Below are 16,110 nucleotides of genomic sequence, written 5' to 3'. Positions count from 1 at the left end.
TGCGTATGCTTTATTTTTGAAGCATACGCGTTTTTGTTTAAAATACTCAAAAACAAAAATCTTTTGGTAAAGTACCATTTTTAATCACCGTTCGTAACCCATGTTTTATAATCCAAGGATTAACTGGATGCTGTTTATCACGTAATTGCTGCAACCATTGAAAAACGAATTCTTTATCTTCTTTCGTAATATCGTTAATATGATTGGCTACAGATTTTTGAACATATTTAGAAGGGTCATTCATTAAAGGCTCAAGAAGCTGTAAATTGTACTGAAAGTCACCTTTCAGAGCTCCTATTTTTTTAGCCCAAGGAAGTCTAGGTCTCGTACCTTCAGAAACTAATCTTCTAATGTGACTGTTTTCATCATGAATCCACTTTTGTAATATGTTTAGTGTGTCTTCATGGTATGTTTGAAGAAAAGGCCGAATGGCATATTCAGCAGTATTCCTTTTCGTTATTTCATACATGGCGTTGAATGAGGTTTCAAAATCGTTAAGCCCATATTTTTCAACGTATTTTGCAATAGGCATGTACATATATCCGTTTGTAAATGTGCCTACTTCTGTTGTATTTTCTGGTCCTAATGTTTTCAGTAATATATGTATTGCTTCATTAAAATCTTTTTGTAAAGCATTGTGTAATTCATCTGCCATTACTTCAATACGCTGCTTTAACTCTAAATTTTCAACTTTACATGTTACGGAAGACACAAAGTTTCTTTTAGAGAAAGTAGGATCGTGTTTACAAATAGAATCAGCCATTTTTTCTGCCAATTCTTCGTTAAATAAAAATTTTAATGGAACATATTTACTCATTTTTTCACCTCGGTGGTCAGTTAAAAGCATTTTTATTTTTTAATCGACAATCCATAAACTAAAGTCTCACTCGGAGTCGTAATACTAAAACCTGTCGTTTTATAATCAAGCTTCACCGTATCACCAGTGTAGTCTTTCGTAAATGAATCCATTTGTACGATAAGGTCTGCATCTTCATATACAACATCATCTGCAACATATGTATCCCAAATTAAATCGACATCAACGAAAATACTACAAGAGTTTGTCATTGTCCCTCTAATGCGAATGATTTTTTTATCTTCACGTTCTAATCTATGTATAGCTGCTATTGCTTCATCAGTAATGCGAATGTTCATTGTATCCCAACCTTTATTTATATTTCCTTTATTATTGCAAAAACAGAAGAAATAGGGAAGCAAAGAGGTTTGCAATAAAAAACGAGCAAACAAATTTGTTTGCTCGTCTCCCTTTATTTCAGTTCACATTTATCAAGTGGAATGACTTTTGTTTTTTTCGTAAATTTGTATCCTAACCAAAGTACTAAGAAGAGTGGTAAACCGATGTAAGAAACGAGTACGCCGTTCCAATCGATTGATTCACCCATAAATGCGCCGTAGTTTTGACCTAAAATTACGATGACGCAAAGTGCAAATGCGAAGATTGGTCCGAATGGGAACCATTTTGCTCTATAAGGTAAGTCATTTAAATCTTTTCCTTGTGCGATATATGCTTTACGGAAACGGTAATGACTAATTGCGATTCCAACCCATGCGATAAAGCCAGACATTCCTGATGCATTTAATAACCAAATGTATACAACACCGTCACCGAATAAAGAAGCAATGAAAGCGATACTACCGACAATCGATGTTACGATTAATGCGTTAACAGGTACGCCGCGGCTATCTAATTTACCAAGAAACTTCGGTGCTTTCCCTTGGCGAGCTAAATCCCAAAGCATACGAGTTGATGCATACATACCAGAGTTACCAGCAGATAGTACTGCCGTTAAAATAACAGCGTTCATAACAGAAGCAGCGAAGGCAACGCCCGCTTTTTCAAAAATAAGTGTAAATGGACTTACTGTTACATCACTTGCGGCAAGACTTTCAGTTGTATAAGGAATTAATAAACCGATAACGAGAATCGCAAGGATATAGAATAAAAGGATACGCCAAAAGATCGAACGAATTGCTTTTGGAATATTACGCTCTGGATCAGATGTTTCACCAGCAGCTACACCTAATAATTCAGTACCTTGGAATGAGAAACCAGCTGCCATAAATACACCGATAATTGCCATGATGCCGCCATTAAATGGTGCATCTGCAACAGTGAAGTTTTTAAATCCAACCGTTTCGCCGCCCATAATTCCGAAAATCATCATAAACCCTACAATTAAAAAGATAATAATTGTAGCTACTTTAATAAGTGCGAACCAATATTCAGATTCACCAAACCCTTTAACAGATAAGTAGTTTAAAAGGAAAATAATAGCTAAACATAATCCGCTCCAAATAAGAGAAGGGGTATCAGGAAACCAAAATTTCATAATTAATGTTACTGCAGCTAGTTCAGCAGCAATCGTAATGGCCCAGTTATACCAATAGTTCCATCCAAGTGCAAAGCCAAGTGATGGATCAACAAATTTTGTTGCGTACGTGCTAAAAGATCCAGTAACAGGCATGTAAGCTGCGAGTTCAGCTAAGCTTGTCATTAAAAAGTAAACCATAATTCCAATTGCGGCGTATGCAATTAATGCACCGCCAGGTCCAGCTGAATGGATGACACCACCGCTGGCAAGAAATAGTCCGGTACCAATTGTACCGCCGAGAGAAATCATCGTAAGGTGCCTTGATTTTAGACCGCGTCTTAATTCACCTTTTCCTTTTGTAGCTTCTGTTTTAGAGGTAGCTTGATTCGTTGCGCTATTCATGTTCAACACTCCTTTTCTTGTAAGATAGGAAGGAGCGGGGGAGAAAAATACAAAAAACCGCCAAAGGAATTTGGCGGAACGTTTCACAAATAACCACCCCATCATACCCTTCCGTTAAGATAGCACCCCACGTTTACACGGTAATTTTGTAAACGTGACAGTTCTGTTCCTTTCGGAGACAGCCCCAGCTCATATTTCCAGAGAAGAAATATAAACTTCGGCAACTTTTCCTTTCAAACGGAGTCGGTGACTTTCTCTGTGTCTCGTCCGTTTTACTCTTAAAAGTCGCAACCTCTACCTCATCGGATTGATGAGGATTTGATATATTGCTAAGATTTTTAATATATGGCAATTGTAATGAGTTTCTGAATATATTGCAAGATATTTTGTAGGAAAAAATCAAAAAATATCGGTTATTGTATAGGAAACGCTTGCAAAACTCCACCCGAACCTACTATTATGTAACAATAAGCAAAGAAAAAATTGTTATACAAATGTTTCGCAAAAAATATTGAAAAACCCTTCAAAAATTAAAAGAAAATTCAGAAAATATAATTCGACATTCATAATCAGGTCATATTTTTTGATATAATTAGAGTAACGTGTAAGTAAAAAAGGGGAAATCAAAATGAAATTAGAAACAGAAAGGCTCTATATAGTGCCGTGTACAGAAGAGAGTATTCACGTTGCTAACGAGCAAGGATATAATAGTGGCCCACATATTGTAGGGCATGTAGAAAATGTAAAACAGGATAAGGATTTATTACCTTGGGGCGCGTGGTATGTCATTCGAAAAGAAGATGACATCGTTCTAGGTGATATAGGTTTTAAAGGGAAACCAAATGAGGAACATACAGTAGAAGTTGGTTACGGATTTATTGAGAAATACTGGAATAAAGGGTATGCGACAGAAGCTGTACAAGAACTAATAGATTGGGCTTTTCAGACAGGAGAGGTAGAAACGATTATTGCAGAGACGCTCCTTGATAATTATGGTTCGATTCGTGTGTTAGAGAAGTTACATATGAAAAGAGTAGATTCGACAGAAACAATGATGAATTGGAAAATAGAAAAAAACCGCTCGAAGTAAGTTGAGCGGTTTTTTAGTAATTAAGGTAGCATCTGTTTTTGATCATTCGGATATTGGGCTGTTGATGTGTTAGAACGATTGGAATGATTGCGAACAGCAATGAAAATAGAAATAATAACGACAAGACCAATTACCACGTAAGAAAGTGAAATAATAGTTGGATCCACTTTAAAAGTAGTAAGTAGTGTACGTATATTCGTAAAGATAATAAGACCACCAACTAATACGCCAAGTAAATGAGATGGTACGATGCGTACTAGCCATGCAGCAATTGGAGCTGCGACAATACCACCAAGCATTAACGCAAATACCCAAACCCAGCTTACTTGTTCCCAGCCAAGTGAGATGAAGAAGCCAATTGTTGCAGCGAGTGAAACAGGAAATTCACTCGTATCTACAGATCCAATAACTTTTCTCGCTTCATTTCCTCTTGCTAGAAGAACAGGTGTCGTAATCGGTCCCCAGCCACCGCCACCAGTTGAATCAACGAATCCAGCGAATAAGCCAAGTGGCACAAGTTGTTTAGCTGACATACGTTTATTTGAAGTAACAATCTGTTTTTGAATAATGAATCGCAATAAAATATAAACTCCTAAAGTAAATAAAAATAAGGAAATGTACGGTTTAATGACATCGCCAGGTAAATTACTTAAAAAACATGCGCCAACAAATGCACCAATTGCTCCTGGTAATGTAAGCCTGGAAACGGTGTATTTATCAACGTTCCCAAATTTGAGGTGAGATGCACCAGAAGCGGCGGTTGTAACAACTTCAGCTAAATGAACAGATGCGGAAGCTACAGCCGGTGCGATACCAAACATTAGTAAAAGTGAGGTAGACGTTACCCCGTACGCCATTCCAAGCGCTCCATCGATCAATTGAGCGAAAAATCCAATAATAGCAAAGACAATTAATTTCTGCATAAAAAATCCCCCTGTAATAGTAAATGAAAAAGGCACTTTTCCCGTGTGAGAAAAGTGCCTTTGGTTTTTCCAATCAGCAATATTGAAATTTGTTTCATTATAATACATATTAATCGTATAAATCAACTAGGTTTTAAAGTTTTTTGAATTGAATGAAAGAAAAATAAAATATACAATAAAAGGATGGAGAGAAAGGGGAGAAAGACATGTTACGATTTGATCATCTCGTTCACGCAGTTCATGGCACACCGGAGGAAGCGTCAAAACAAATGCAGGAACTTGGATTTCATACGGCACTAGGCGGAGAGCATACTACTTGGGGTACTTGGAATAGTTTAAGTTATTTTGATTTATCATACATAGAATTTTTAGCAGTTCAACATGAAGAAAAAGCGAAAGAAGCAGAAAATCCGTTAGTACAAGAAACGGTAGTGAAATTACAAGATGGTGAAGGGATGCTGCAAATCGCAATTCGAACAGATACCATTGAAGAATTAGCAGATAAGTTTAGTAAATACGGTTTACAAACAATAGGACCATTTGAAGGGAAACGTATGAGAAAAGATGGCCGCCTTTTAGAATGGAAAATGTTATTTGTAAAGCAAGAAGAGAATGGGCCGAAATTACCTTTCTTTATACAGTGGAATGAAACAGATGAAGAAAGAAGAAAAGATTTACGTAACATTGGAACAATCACGGAACATAAAAACAAAGTACAACAAATTGAAACAATCCATTACGCAGTAAAAAATGTTCGAGAAACAGCATGGAAATGGAAAGCAGTCATGGAGCTAACTGCAACTCCAGTCATGAAAAATGAAGAATGGAATGCGGAGTGTCAAAGTGTATCGTTTGGTGACATTCAAGTACAGTTTTGTGAACCGATTGGAGAAGGTCTAGTACAAGAATACATAAAGAATTATGGTGAATATCCATTTGCAGTAGAATTTAAAGGGGAAAATAAACGAGAGTATGAAGTGTTAGGTAGTTTGTACATATATTGATAGAGGTGAACGCTTTGGAAGAAATACTTAGAGAGATAGAGAGAAAACTAGAATGGCCTCGTATTGTAAAGTGTACAGCTATTTCAAAAGGTTTTTCACATGAAGAGAAATATAAAATAAAATTAGAAAATAGAGTAACATATTTTGTAAAAGTATGTGATGCTGTTTATTTTGAACGTAAACAAGAAGAATATACGTATATGAAACAATTAGAGTTATTACATATTCCAACGCCGAAGTTAATTCATTTCATAAAACTTGAGGAATTAAATAAATGTGTTCAAGTATTTGAATGGGTCCAAGGTGTAAATGGTGAAGAGGGCTTAAGTAAGCTATCGGCGGAAGAACAGTATCATGCAGGAAGAAAAGCAGGAGAAGTATTAAAGAGGATTCACTCGATAGAAAAAGAAAGTGCAAGTAATAAATGGAAAACATCTAGATGGAATAAATACGAAAGATACATAGAGGCATTAGCAAATTACGAAGTGAATTTTCTAGATTTGAAGCCAGTATTAACCTTTGTAGACAATCATAAAGACTTATTAAAAAATCGTCCAATCACATTTTTACACGATGACTTCCATCCAGCAAATAGTATGATTCATAATAAGGAATTTATCGTTATCGATTTTGGTGGATATGATTTTGGCGATCCTATACACGATTTTTATAACGTAGCGATTTTTACTACAAGAATAAGCAAACCATTTGCGGTTGGACAAGTCCATGGTTATTGCGGAGGGGAACCATCACTTCATTTTTGGAAACTGTACTCATTATATGCAGCAATGACATTCCCAGCTGATATCGTATGGACAAACCGAAGCACGCCGCATTTAGTAGATAATATGAAGGAAATATTGAACCAAATTTTAGAAGATCATAATCAATTTTCATCCTATATTCCAAAATGGTATCAATCAAGTGAATTTAATAAATAACGGAGGAATTTATATGGAAAAAATAGCAGTAATTTCAGATATACATGGTAATATTCCAGCTTTAGAATCTGTACTACAAGACATTAAATTGAGAGGAATCAAACGCATAATTTGTCTTGGAGATTTAGTAGGGAAAGGTCCTCATTCTAGCGAAGTAATTGAAATCATTCGTAAAGAATGTGAAGTAGTCGTAATGGGAAACTGGGATGATTTTATTACAAAGCCGACTGAATTTGAAGCATTAAAATGGCATCAAAAACAACTATCGGAAGAACAAAATGACTATTTAAGAAGCTTGCCATTTTCAATCGAGTTTTATATGAGTGGAAAACTCATTCGAATGTTTCACGCTTCACCGAGAAGTTTATATGAAAGAATACAACCACACGCTTCAAGAGAAGAGCGTATTAGTATGTTCGAAAACAGTGAGCTCACGGAGAATATAGAAGGAGAAAGAAAACCAGATGTCGTTTGCTACGGTGACGTTCACCAAGCATTCGTTCAAAATTTCAGAGGGAAAACGTTATGTAATGCTGGTAGTGTAGGAAATCCGCTTGAAATTACACAAGCTTCTTATTTAATATTCGAAGGGATTTACAATGAAAAAGAAGCAGCGAGCTTTTCCATACAACTCGTACGTGTACCGTACGATATTGAATTAGCTATCAGGCTGGCAGAAGAGCTCGATATGCCAGAAATTGAAGAATACAAACAAGAGTTACGGACTGCTGTATATCGAGGGTTTAAGGGGAAGTAAGCTAATCAAAATATATCAACGATTTTTCAAATATATCTATCGTAACTTAAAATATATCAACGATTTTTTCGATTTATCGACGATTCGACATAGGATATCGACTTACCGACAAATAGTGACATATAAAGTTAATTATAATTTTGTTATGTAAACTAAATGAAGGGGGAAATATCATGAACCGAAAACAACAAATTAAAGAAATTGTAGATCATATTTTAAAATTAAACTTAACTCACCCAACAAGAGTTGGAGTAAGCGGTATTACAGCATCAGGAAAAACAACATTTGCAAACGAAGTAGCGGAAGAAATAAAAAAACGAGGGTTACCAGTAACGCGCGCTAGCATTGACGATTTTCATAACCCAAAAGTGATTCGTTATACACAAGGTAAAGAATCTGCAAGAGGGTATTATGAAGACGCACACGATTATACAGCTTTCAAAGAAAGACTATTAAAACCTTTAGGACCTAATGGGAATTTACAGTATGAAACGATCTCTCATAATTTAAAAACGGATATTCCTGTACATAATGAGCCGTTAATGGCTCAAACCAATATGGTACTCATAGTAGATGGAACATTTCTATTAAAAAAAGACGTTGAGCATTTATTTGATTACAAAATTTTTGTAGATACAGATTTTGAGATTGCGAGAAAACGTGGTGCTAAGCGGGAAACTGAAGCTTTTGGAAGTTATGAAGAAGCAGAGAAGATGTTTTTGAGCAGGTATCATGCGGCCTGTAAGATGTATATGGATGAGCATAATCCGAAAGAGTGTGCGGATGTTGTATTTCGGAATAGTGATTTAGCAAATCCAGAACTTATATTTCAAGAGCGAATGTAATACACAATCAAAAGTATATGTATAGCCTTTTATTAATAGTTATAATTCTCGTATAATTATATTAGCTTTAGAAAGTGAAAAACGGGGGATAAGGCAATAAGAAACGCAAAAAGGGGAGAAAAATAGAATGAATGAAGTACTAGAATTAAAAGAAGAACTACTACAAATTAAAAATAATAATTATGCTGTACCAGAAGACGTAGATGCATATCCATATGCGCAGTGGATGCTAGATTATATCGGATCACCTGATGCTGAATTACGTGATGATTTAATTTATAGTACGCTTCACACATGGATTACAAATGATGTATTTAGACAAAAAGAATTACGGGGATTAATGCTACAAGCAATTAGTCCTGATTATTTATTTTATAAAATTGGTGAAAAGGGAACAGACTCTGTTTTTAAACGTGCATTCTCTGTATTAATTCCACCACTTATTTTATCTGTTCATGAAAGAGAACCGTTGCTATCTGAAGAACAACTGTACAGTGTAGCAGAACAAGTGCTGGAATATGTATATTTAGAAGAAGATGTAAGAGGTTATGTAGAAGGAAAAGGATGGGCACACTCTACTGCACATGCAGCGGATGCGCTCGATGCGTTAGCACGTACAATACAAAATCGTGAGTTTTCATATGCGATTCTTGCAGCTGTTCGTCAGAAAGTTCGCCTAAATGACTATGTTTACATACACTTTGAGGATGAGAGATTAGTAACGCCAATTATGTCGTTACGTAATCAAAATCTTTTAACAGAAGAAGAGTGGAGCAACTGGTTACATAGTATAGCAATTGTTGAAGACATTCCGCATCCTCAGTATGATATTTTAGTACAAAATATTAGAGCTTTCTTAAGAAGTTTATATTTTAGAGTTTTAGAGACAGAGGGTAGCACAGCCTTTACAGATGATATTTTGGAAACTTTGAAGGATTTGCGTAGGTATTAAAAATCCATTTTGCTAAAAGGAAATTACATAAAACCAGCACCTCCCAACCATACTAATAAAATGTGTTGGAGGTGAGTTTAATGGACAAAAAAGATTTTGAAAAAGTGTATAATGATTATTTATATCAAGGAGAAGAACAAGCTCAATTAGAAGTAGACCATGAAGTTAATACAGGAGCAGAACAAATTGTTGCCGTTCGTAAAAATGATGATGGGGATTTAATAGCGTTTAAAACAAGTAGCGGGAGAGAGTTAGATTATATGACTGCTCTTAGTGAAGCAAAATCAGGGAAGTTAGCTCATGTGGACGTATTTCATAAGTATGGCAGAGATATTATACGTAGCGAACCTGATGGAATAAAAGAAAATAACTTAGATAATTTACCTTCATTTTAAACGGGTAAGTCTTAAGAAGAGAATGTTCATTTGGATATTCTCTTCTTTTCTTTCTTTACAAATAGACGGTTCATTTCTACAGTGCAATCATACTTTTAAAGAGCACTCTAAATTTTTCTTTATCTTCTGCTGTAAATGGTTTTGGTCCCTTTGTACGCTTACCGCTTTTTCGAACCATTGCACTTAAATATCGTGTTTGTAACAATTGTTCAATGTTATCATTCGTATACTTATAGCCTTTATGGTGTAGTACGATACAGCCTTTTGCTAAAGCAAGCGAAGCAAGACCGTAATCTTGTGTTATGATTAAATCTTCTTTTTGGGCTAACTGCATAATTCGGTAATCCGCAGCATCTGCTCCAGAATCAACATAAATTGTTTCTACGCCTTTTGGCTGCTCTGCATTAGAATAATGAGAAAAGCTTGTAACGAGGGTAACAGGAATTTCTGCCTTTGTAGCTTCAAAAATAATTACATCTTTTACAGGACAAGCATCTGCATCAACATAGATTTTCATTGGTATCACTCCTATAACTAGGTTCGTGTTGATGATAATGGTAGATTTAGGTTTTGTCAAACGAGGATTTTGTATTTTAACTTACAAAAATTGTATGTATTTAAAAATATATGTTAATATACAATTGGTGTAATAATAATAATTTTCAGAAATGGGGAATGGAATGATTTATAAAGCAGATAACAATGTAAGGCAAAAGTTAGTTGAGATGTTTGATGATTTCGATAGCACGATTGTACTTTCCTATCTCCAAGGGCATATGGGAAATGCGTGGGTAGACAATCTCGAAAATCCAACTGTTGCTCAAATAACTGTAGGAATTTTTGTGTTTTATGCCGGGAATCCAAACGCAGAAGAGGCGGAAGAATTATTATATAATCTACCTGATTTTACTCTTGCCATTGTTGATTCGGATGAATGGAAAAAACGGATAGAGACTGTTCACAAAGGATCAATTGAGAAGTTTCAAAGGTTTAGATTTAATAAAAACCCCGGCGATTTAGATAAAGAATACATACGGGATATATTGTCTACATTACCTCAAAATTACGAAATGAAAAAAATTGATAAAGATATAGCAAAGTCATCTTCATTTCATGCACTCTCAGAAGATTTTACTAGTCAGTTTGATTCAATCGATGATTTTATTGATAGGGGCGTAGGGTACGCCATTTTAAATAAAGGACAAGTTGTTTCTGCTGCAACATCATTCAGTATATTTAATGATGGTATCGAGATTGAAATTGCGAGTCATCCTGAACATAGAAGAAAAGGTTTAGCTATGATTGTAGCATCTGCAATTATATTAGATTGTTTAGATAGAGGAAAATATCCTAGTTGGGATGGAGCAAATTCTGAATCTGTTGAACTAGCAAAAAAGCTAGGCTATACTTTGAAAGAATCTTATGATACATATTTTATTGAAATAAAAAAATGAACCAATACAAGTACATAAACTAAAGTGTTTTTTAGTTTATGTACTTAGTTAAAAATGAATTAAATTATATTGATGATATGCAAGGATACTACTTATTTTCCACAAACCAAAATAGCCTCCCGCAAACGAGAAATACCTTCCTCAATTTGATCAATATTCACTTTTCCATAAGATAAACGTATATAACCATCTTTCGCACCGAAAATACTACCGGGCATAAAAGCAATTTCTTGTTTTAAGCTTTGCATAATGAGTTGTTTTTCGTTGATCGGTTCTTTTAATTTTCCCCATATATAAATACCACCAGTCGGGTTTGAAAAAGAGATTTTATCATGAAGTTTCTCGTTTAGGGCTCGAACGATAACGTCTCTTTTTTCTGCTAGCTGTTTTCGTAACGGTACGATATGCGACTGAAATGGCACAGTTTCGAAAAACTGCTGCATAAGCCACTGCGGGAAAATGCTCATACCTAATTCCATTTGGTGCCTTGCGTCGGATAACCTTTCTACTACCGATTGCGGAGCGACGAGCCAGCCGACTCGTAAACCTGGTGCAATCATTTTTGATAAGGAATGTACATAGATGACAGTTCCATTTTCATCTATTGATTTCAAAGTAGGGCAAGGTTGTTTCTTTTCAAGCGTAAGTAAACTAGACGGATCATCTTCCACAATCGCAATACGTAAGTCTGCACAAAGGGATAGTAGTTTTTTTCTACGATTTGGATGCAGCATTGTGCCCGTAGGATTTTGGAAGTTTGGATTTAAAAAAATCATTTTAATACGATGCTTTCGATATAGCTCTTGCACATCATCTGGATTAATACCGTGTTCATCAACAGGTAATGGGAAAATACGAATACCCGCTGATTGGAATAAAGGTAAGGAATAACAGTGTGAAGGACTTTCGAAAGCAACAGCATCACCCGGATTTAATAAACATTGTACGATAAGGTGAAGTGCTTGCTGTGCACCAGATGTAATCATTATGGATTGCTCAGTCGCTTCAACTTTTAAATGTTCTTTCATATATTTTACTACCGCTTGTCTAAGCGGGAGATAGCCTTGCGGATGATCGTAACTTAATGAATGTGTTAACGGTTGTTCCCGTAAAATCGTTTGTAGTTGATCGTGAGGATAAAGATTACAACCGAGTTCTCCGTTTGCAAAATCAATAATGTTTTCATTTTGTTGTACTTCTGCCCGAATATGGCGAAGTAACGGCAAGTTTGGTAAGAACGTACCGCCTTCCACGAAATTTCTCCAGTTCGGCGTTAATGTTGGAGAAACACCCCACATATGTGTACTCACGCGTGTTCCTTTACCAGTCGTACTTTCTACAATTCCCATAGCACGTAGTTCATTATAAGCAGTCGTTACTGTACTACGGTTTACATTTAACTGTGTAGCTAATTTCCGTTCGGAAGGGAGGAAGCTACCTGGAGGAAGTTCTCCATATGTAATACGTTTTTCAATAAAGTCAACAACTTGCTGATAAATAGGGATTTTACTGTCACTATCTAGTTTCCATTCCATAAAAAAACGCCTCCGTATCTCTTATATACATCCAGTATAGCAAATTGGCTGGGTAAAAAAACAGCCAATTGGACGGTGTTATATCCAGCCAATTTTACTATGCTAAATATGGAAGGGGAGATTCGGATGAAACGATGGCAAATGGAATGGCTCCTAGTATCAGTAGCGTTAGTATGGGGAGCAAATTATACAATTGGAAAGTATGGCGTGGCATTTATGTCATCCATTCAATTTAATAGTTTACGATTTTTAGTAGCATCACCGGTATTATTACTTATTACATTTTTAATGGAACGCTCATTACGCATTGAAAGAAAAGATTGGCTACGATTAGTAGCAGTCGGTATCGTTGGTACGACAATGTATCAAACGATGTTTATGCTATCTGTGAAATATACTTCAGCAACGAACGCCTCATTATTAATTGCGATGTCACCTATATTTACAGGGATATTAGCAGTATTACACAAACAAGAACGTTTTTCGATGAAAGTACAAATTGGTTCAATAGTAGCGTTTATTGGTGCAGCATTCGTTTTATTAACAGGACATACAGGAGGAGCTACTTACGAGTATGCGTGGCTTGGAAATGTAATTGGATTAGTCGCAGCAATTGCTTGGGGATGGTATCCAATATTAGCACAACCTCTTATTACAAAATACTCCGCAATGAGAGTCACATCTTGGTCTACTTTAATTGGAATTGTACCTCTCGTTATATATTGTTTATTCAACGTAAACACATTAACGTGGCCAGTAGATATGCCAAGCTGGGGTTCACTAGCATATTCAATCGTCTTTGCGACCATCTTCGGACTAGCAATGTGGTATGTCGGTATTAGTAAAATCGGCTCAACGAAAGTAATGGTTTATATGTATCTTGTGCCATTATTTGCAGTGATCTTTGCAGCCGTAACAATCGGAGAACAAATCAATATGATGCAACTAGTTGGCGGACTTATAATCTTTATCGGCTTATATGTTGTAAAAAAAGGCGGAATCAAAAAGCCAGCTCTCAATTTGAAAAAAGTAAGTTAACAGTAAAAAGGATCTCTTTCATATAGAAGGAGAACCTTTTTTATTTCGTATTAAAAGCGCTTGTTCAACCGCCCATTTTTGATGATCGTGAATGAGAAGCTCTACAGCATGTAAAGGGGACATCCACCTTAGAACATGATCCTCCTCGCAGCTTTCAGTTTGTTTCTGCACCATGTTCGCAATATAAAAGAACCCATCGTTTAAATAATAAGTATCTTCTTTTTCCGCATAAAAATATCGCATTGCATTACCGATATATTGATCAATTCCAATTGCACAACCTAGTTCCTCTAGTAGTTCACGATGTAAGCATTCATCTTTTGTTTCGGTACCTTCCATACCACCGCCGGGTAAAAAATAACGGTCTCCTTTTTGGATAACAGCAATCTTTGAAGAGGTTGAGTTAAAAATAATTGCATAACAACTAGGTCGTAATACATATTGCTCAGTAGGCTTTTTATAGCCAAAAGTAAGTTTAGATATCATAAAACACGTCACCTCTCTATAAAATACATAAAAGGAATAATAAGGTAAGGTTAGAATTATATAAGTCAATCTTAATAGATTGGAGTGATAACAAAATGATAAATCGAAAGTGTACTCGCTGTAAAGAAATTACAGGTACATTGCACGGTGGTAAAAAAATTAAGGAAGAATTTCTATGTGAGGACTGTTTGCAAAAAGGAATTGCGAGTGGGGAAATCGAATTATCACAAGTGGAAGAAAAACAAACTTCATATCTTTCTATAAAAATATTAAAAATAATGAGTGTGATTTATTTAATAGGATCAATTTTAATGGCTTTTTCAACTGGTCCATTTATATATAATCTTGGGTTTGATGAAATATCTATTTCGGGATCGGAATTAGGTTTAATAAGTATTGTTATGTTAGGTTCTATATTTCAGTCAGTTCTTGTATTTTGCGGGATATGGGTATTTATCCTTTTAGTAGAAACAGTCATTAAAATTTATGAAAAAATGAAGTGAGTGAGAGGGAGAAACGTATGCGAGTAAGAAACATCCAAGGGGAAGATTATGTAAAGATTCATTCTGTTTTAAATGATTGGTGGGGCGGGAGAGACATGGCTGCTATGTTGCCAAAATTGTTTTTCGTTCACTTTCAAGAAACGAGTTTTATCATTGAAGAAGATGGCGAAACGTTAGGTTTCTTATGCGGATTCTTTTCGCAAACGCATAAAGAGGAAGCGTACGTTCATTTTATCGGGGTAAATCCGAAGTATAGAAGAAGAGGAATTGCATCGACATTGTATTCGTATTTCTTTGATGTCGCACGTGCAAATAATCGTAAAGTTGTAAAAGCAATTACGTCACCAGTTAATAAAAAATCGATACAGTTTCATCAAGAAATCGGTTTTCGAATTGAGGCTGGGGATGATGAGGTAGAGGGTGTATCGGTACATACAAATTATGATGGGAACGGCGGGAGTAGAGTTTTATTTTTGAAACATGTGTAAAAGTAGGCTAGCACAAAGTTAGCCTTTTTGTTGTGAGGAGATAACAAGTATGGAGAATAAACAAAGTAGAAATGAGTATGTAAGACGCATACATAAGGTTCAAGATTATATAGAATCCAACATCGATAGTTCACTATCTATTGAAGAGCTAGCCGATGTAGCAGGATTTTCAAAGTATCATTTTCATAGAATTTTTAAAGGGATAGTAGATGAACCATTATCTCGGTATGTAAACCGATTGAAACTGGAAAGGGCAACAAACCTTCTTACATACCGTTCGGATATGACGATTACTGACATCGCTTACCATTTTGGTTTCACAGATTCAGCAGTTTTCTCCCGTACATTTAAAAATTATTACGGAGTAAGTCCGTCTCAATATCGAAACCATAATAGCAAGAATTGCAAAGACGTAAGAAGAACTTCTCAATACAATGAATGTAAGAAGGTTCGAGGGAATGTTGAAATTGTAACAGTGGATGATATAAACGTCGCATACATAAGACATACAGGTACATATGAAGAGTTAACTATAGCTTTTCCAAAAATGATAGAGAAACTATTTCATTACGCAGTTGAGCAAAACTATCATGTATTTGAGGATACGAAAGTATTAACCATTTACCACGATAATCATGAATTTACAGAGGACTATCAGTTAAGGACTAGTTTATGTATAACAATTCCGGATGAATCCGCAGTAGAAACGAGCAACATTGGAATAATGGTAATACCTTCTGGAAAGTATGCGGTAAGTCATTTTGAAATACAACAAGATGAATATAAAAGAGCATGGGATTTTTTATACGGTGAATGGCTACCAAATAGCGGATATAAACCGAGAGATGCGTATCCTTTTGAAATGTATAAAAATGACCCAAGGCAGCACCCAGAAAATAAACATATAGTTGATATATATGTACCTATCGAACCTTTTTAATTATAGGTTAAAGGGGAAGGAATA

The 16,110-nt window shown here is 35.5% G+C and carries 19 protein-coding genes and 1 riboswitch; of the genes, 12 read left to right on the top strand and 7 right to left on the bottom strand.

Annotation, left to right across the window (positions count from 1 at the left end):
• Positions 1–46 precede the first annotated feature (46 nt).
• From ACTFR9_RS07655 to ACTFR9_RS07645, 3 genes are all read right to left on the bottom strand, one after another.
• Positions 47–817, bottom strand: coding sequence for a DNA alkylation repair protein (locus tag ACTFR9_RS07655; RefSeq protein WP_000049974.1), 771 nt, complete (start codon positions 815–817; stop codon positions 47–49).
• Positions 818–849: 32 nt separating this feature from the next.
• Positions 850–1,155 (bottom strand): iron-sulfur cluster biosynthesis family protein, encoded by a 306-nt coding sequence (locus ACTFR9_RS07650; RefSeq protein WP_001026161.1) that lies wholly within the window; start codon positions 1,153–1,155, stop codon positions 850–852.
• 113 nt (positions 1,156–1,268) lie between these two features.
• The gene (locus tag ACTFR9_RS07645) at positions 1,269–2,735 is read right to left on the bottom strand and encodes an amino acid permease (RefSeq protein ID WP_001083374.1); all 1,467 of its coding nucleotides are present in this window, start codon (positions 2,733–2,735) and stop codon (positions 1,269–1,271) included.
• Between the two features lie 112 nt (positions 2,736–2,847).
• Positions 2,848–3,040: riboswitch (Lysine riboswitch) on the bottom strand.
• A 323-nt stretch (positions 3,041–3,363) separates the two neighbouring features.
• Here ACTFR9_RS07645 and ACTFR9_RS07640 point away from each other — a divergent pair.
• Positions 3,364–3,825 (top strand): GNAT family N-acetyltransferase, encoded by a 462-nt coding sequence (locus ACTFR9_RS07640; RefSeq protein ID WP_000764614.1) that lies wholly within the window; start codon positions 3,364–3,366, stop codon positions 3,823–3,825.
• Positions 3,826–3,845: 20 nt separating this feature from the next.
• On the opposite strand, the gene ACTFR9_RS07635 is transcribed toward ACTFR9_RS07640, so the two are convergent.
• Positions 3,846–4,748 carry a sulfite exporter TauE/SafE family protein gene (locus tag ACTFR9_RS07635; RefSeq protein WP_001170753.1) on the bottom strand — a complete coding sequence of 301 codons (903 nt, stop codon included), beginning with the start codon at positions 4,746–4,748 and terminating at the stop codon, positions 3,846–3,848.
• A gap of 206 nt (positions 4,749–4,954) precedes the next feature.
• On the opposite strand from ACTFR9_RS07635, the gene ACTFR9_RS07630 reads away from it, so the two are divergent.
• From ACTFR9_RS07630 to ACTFR9_RS07605, 6 genes are all read left to right on the top strand, one after another.
• Positions 4,955–5,752, top strand: a complete 798-nt coding sequence (locus tag ACTFR9_RS07630; RefSeq protein ID WP_000943359.1) for a VOC family protein — start codon at positions 4,955–4,957, stop codon at positions 5,750–5,752.
• A gap of 14 nt (positions 5,753–5,766) precedes the next feature.
• Positions 5,767–6,693, top strand: coding sequence for an aminoglycoside phosphotransferase family protein (locus ACTFR9_RS07625; protein WP_000391254.1), 927 nt, complete (start codon positions 5,767–5,769; stop codon positions 6,691–6,693).
• Positions 6,694–6,706: 13 nt separating this feature from the next.
• Positions 6,707–7,450: a metallophosphoesterase family protein gene (locus ACTFR9_RS07620; protein ID WP_000410979.1), complete on the top strand. Its 744-nt coding sequence runs from the start codon at positions 6,707–6,709 to the stop codon at positions 7,448–7,450.
• Between the two features lie 173 nt (positions 7,451–7,623).
• Complete coding sequence (locus tag ACTFR9_RS07615; RefSeq protein ID WP_001080541.1) at positions 7,624–8,295, top strand: uridine kinase; 672 nt, start codon at positions 7,624–7,626, stop codon at positions 8,293–8,295.
• 127 nt (positions 8,296–8,422) lie between these two features.
• Positions 8,423–9,247, top strand: coding sequence for a DUF2785 domain-containing protein (locus tag ACTFR9_RS07610; protein ID WP_001006678.1), 825 nt, complete (start codon positions 8,423–8,425; stop codon positions 9,245–9,247).
• A gap of 80 nt (positions 9,248–9,327) precedes the next feature.
• A complete protein-coding gene (locus ACTFR9_RS07605; protein WP_000358185.1) occupies positions 9,328–9,642 on the top strand; it encodes a DUF3892 domain-containing protein in 315 nt (104 codons plus the stop codon).
• A 76-nt stretch (positions 9,643–9,718) separates the two neighbouring features.
• Here the strand turns inward: ACTFR9_RS07605 and ACTFR9_RS07600 are convergent, their stop codons facing one another.
• Positions 9,719–10,159, bottom strand: a complete 441-nt coding sequence (locus ACTFR9_RS07600) for a YaiI/YqxD family protein (protein WP_000708752.1) — start codon at positions 10,157–10,159, stop codon at positions 9,719–9,721.
• Positions 10,160–10,322: 163 nt separating this feature from the next.
• Between ACTFR9_RS07600 and ACTFR9_RS07595 the strand changes: the two genes are divergently transcribed.
• Positions 10,323–11,096, top strand: a complete 774-nt coding sequence (locus ACTFR9_RS07595; protein ID WP_000639431.1) for a GNAT family N-acetyltransferase — start codon at positions 10,323–10,325, stop codon at positions 11,094–11,096.
• A 92-nt stretch (positions 11,097–11,188) separates the two neighbouring features.
• On the opposite strand, the gene pdxR is transcribed toward ACTFR9_RS07595, so the two are convergent.
• Positions 11,189–12,631 (bottom strand): MocR-like pyridoxine biosynthesis transcription factor PdxR, encoded by a 1,443-nt coding sequence (gene pdxR / locus ACTFR9_RS07590; RefSeq protein ID WP_000454927.1) that lies wholly within the window; start codon positions 12,629–12,631, stop codon positions 11,189–11,191.
• 126 nt (positions 12,632–12,757) lie between these two features.
• Between pdxR and ACTFR9_RS07585 the strand changes: the two genes are divergently transcribed.
• Entirely contained in the window at positions 12,758–13,669 is a 912-nt protein-coding gene (locus ACTFR9_RS07585; protein WP_000832949.1) for a DMT family transporter, read from the top strand.
• A gap of 18 nt (positions 13,670–13,687) precedes the next feature.
• On the opposite strand, the gene ACTFR9_RS07580 is transcribed toward ACTFR9_RS07585, so the two are convergent.
• On the bottom strand, positions 13,688–14,155 hold the full coding sequence (locus ACTFR9_RS07580; RefSeq protein WP_000624030.1) for an NUDIX hydrolase: 468 nt from the start codon (positions 14,153–14,155) through the stop codon (positions 13,688–13,690).
• 95 nt (positions 14,156–14,250) lie between these two features.
• Here ACTFR9_RS07580 and ACTFR9_RS07575 point away from each other — a divergent pair, with 95 nt between their 5' ends.
• Genes ACTFR9_RS07575 through ACTFR9_RS07565 form a run of 3 tightly spaced genes read left to right on the top strand, consistent with a single transcriptional unit; the run spans position 14,251 to position 16,086 of the window.
• A complete protein-coding gene (locus tag ACTFR9_RS07575) occupies positions 14,251–14,658 on the top strand; it encodes a DUF3980 domain-containing protein (RefSeq protein ID WP_000610502.1) in 408 nt (135 codons plus the stop codon).
• Positions 14,659–14,675: 17 nt separating this feature from the next.
• A complete protein-coding gene (locus tag ACTFR9_RS07570) occupies positions 14,676–15,146 on the top strand; it encodes a GNAT family N-acetyltransferase (protein ID WP_001266048.1) in 471 nt (156 codons plus the stop codon).
• A gap of 49 nt (positions 15,147–15,195) precedes the next feature.
• Positions 15,196–16,086: an AraC family transcriptional regulator gene (locus ACTFR9_RS07565; RefSeq protein ID WP_000428680.1), complete on the top strand. Its 891-nt coding sequence runs from the start codon at positions 15,196–15,198 to the stop codon at positions 16,084–16,086.
• Positions 16,087–16,110 lie beyond the last annotated feature (24 nt).

The organism is Bacillus cereus group sp. MYBK222-1, assembly GCF_051916425.1.
Taxonomy (GTDB): Bacteria; Bacillota; Bacilli; order Bacillales; family Bacillaceae_G; genus Bacillus_A; species Bacillus_A paranthracis.
This window is presented reverse-complemented; position numbering and strand designations above follow the sequence as displayed.

Bases quoted from the DNA above. Each gene is read 5' to 3' on its own strand.
- ACTFR9_RS07600 (WP_000708752.1), bottom strand. From the start codon at position 10,159: ATGAAAATCTATGTTGATGCAGATGCTTGTCCTGTAAAAGATGTAATT.
- ACTFR9_RS07605 (WP_000358185.1), top strand. From the start codon at position 9,328: ATGGACAAAAAAGATTTTGAAAAAGTGTATAATGATTATTTATATCAA.
- ACTFR9_RS07570 (WP_001266048.1), top strand. From the start codon at position 14,676: ATGCGAGTAAGAAACATCCAAGGGGAAGATTATGTAAAGATTCATTCT.
- ACTFR9_RS07615 (WP_001080541.1), top strand. From the start codon at position 7,624: ATGAACCGAAAACAACAAATTAAAGAAATTGTAGATCATATTTTAAAA.
- ACTFR9_RS07610 (WP_001006678.1), top strand. From the start codon at position 8,423: ATGAATGAAGTACTAGAATTAAAAGAAGAACTACTACAAATTAAAAAT.
- ACTFR9_RS07645 (WP_001083374.1), bottom strand. From the start codon at position 2,735: ATGAATAGCGCAACGAATCAAGCTACCTCTAAAACAGAAGCTACAAAA.
- ACTFR9_RS07620 (WP_000410979.1), top strand. From the start codon at position 6,707: ATGGAAAAAATAGCAGTAATTTCAGATATACATGGTAATATTCCAGCT.
- ACTFR9_RS07630 (WP_000943359.1), top strand. From the start codon at position 4,955: ATGTTACGATTTGATCATCTCGTTCACGCAGTTCATGGCACACCGGAG.
- ACTFR9_RS07565 (WP_000428680.1), top strand. From the start codon at position 15,196: ATGGAGAATAAACAAAGTAGAAATGAGTATGTAAGACGCATACATAAG.
- pdxR (WP_000454927.1), bottom strand. From the start codon at position 12,631: ATGGAATGGAAACTAGATAGTGACAGTAAAATCCCTATTTATCAGCAA.
- ACTFR9_RS07585 (WP_000832949.1), top strand. From the start codon at position 12,758: ATGAAACGATGGCAAATGGAATGGCTCCTAGTATCAGTAGCGTTAGTA.
- ACTFR9_RS07655 (WP_000049974.1), bottom strand. From the start codon at position 817: ATGAGTAAATATGTTCCATTAAAATTTTTATTTAACGAAGAATTGGCA.
- ACTFR9_RS07635 (WP_001170753.1), bottom strand. From the start codon at position 4,748: ATGCAGAAATTAATTGTCTTTGCTATTATTGGATTTTTCGCTCAATTG.
- ACTFR9_RS07640 (WP_000764614.1), top strand. From the start codon at position 3,364: ATGAAATTAGAAACAGAAAGGCTCTATATAGTGCCGTGTACAGAAGAG.
- ACTFR9_RS07580 (WP_000624030.1), bottom strand. From the start codon at position 14,155: ATGATATCTAAACTTACTTTTGGCTATAAAAAGCCTACTGAGCAATAT.
- ACTFR9_RS07650 (WP_001026161.1), bottom strand. From the start codon at position 1,155: ATGAACATTCGCATTACTGATGAAGCAATAGCAGCTATACATAGATTA.
- ACTFR9_RS07575 (WP_000610502.1), top strand. From the start codon at position 14,251: ATGATAAATCGAAAGTGTACTCGCTGTAAAGAAATTACAGGTACATTG.
- ACTFR9_RS07595 (WP_000639431.1), top strand. From the start codon at position 10,323: ATGATTTATAAAGCAGATAACAATGTAAGGCAAAAGTTAGTTGAGATG.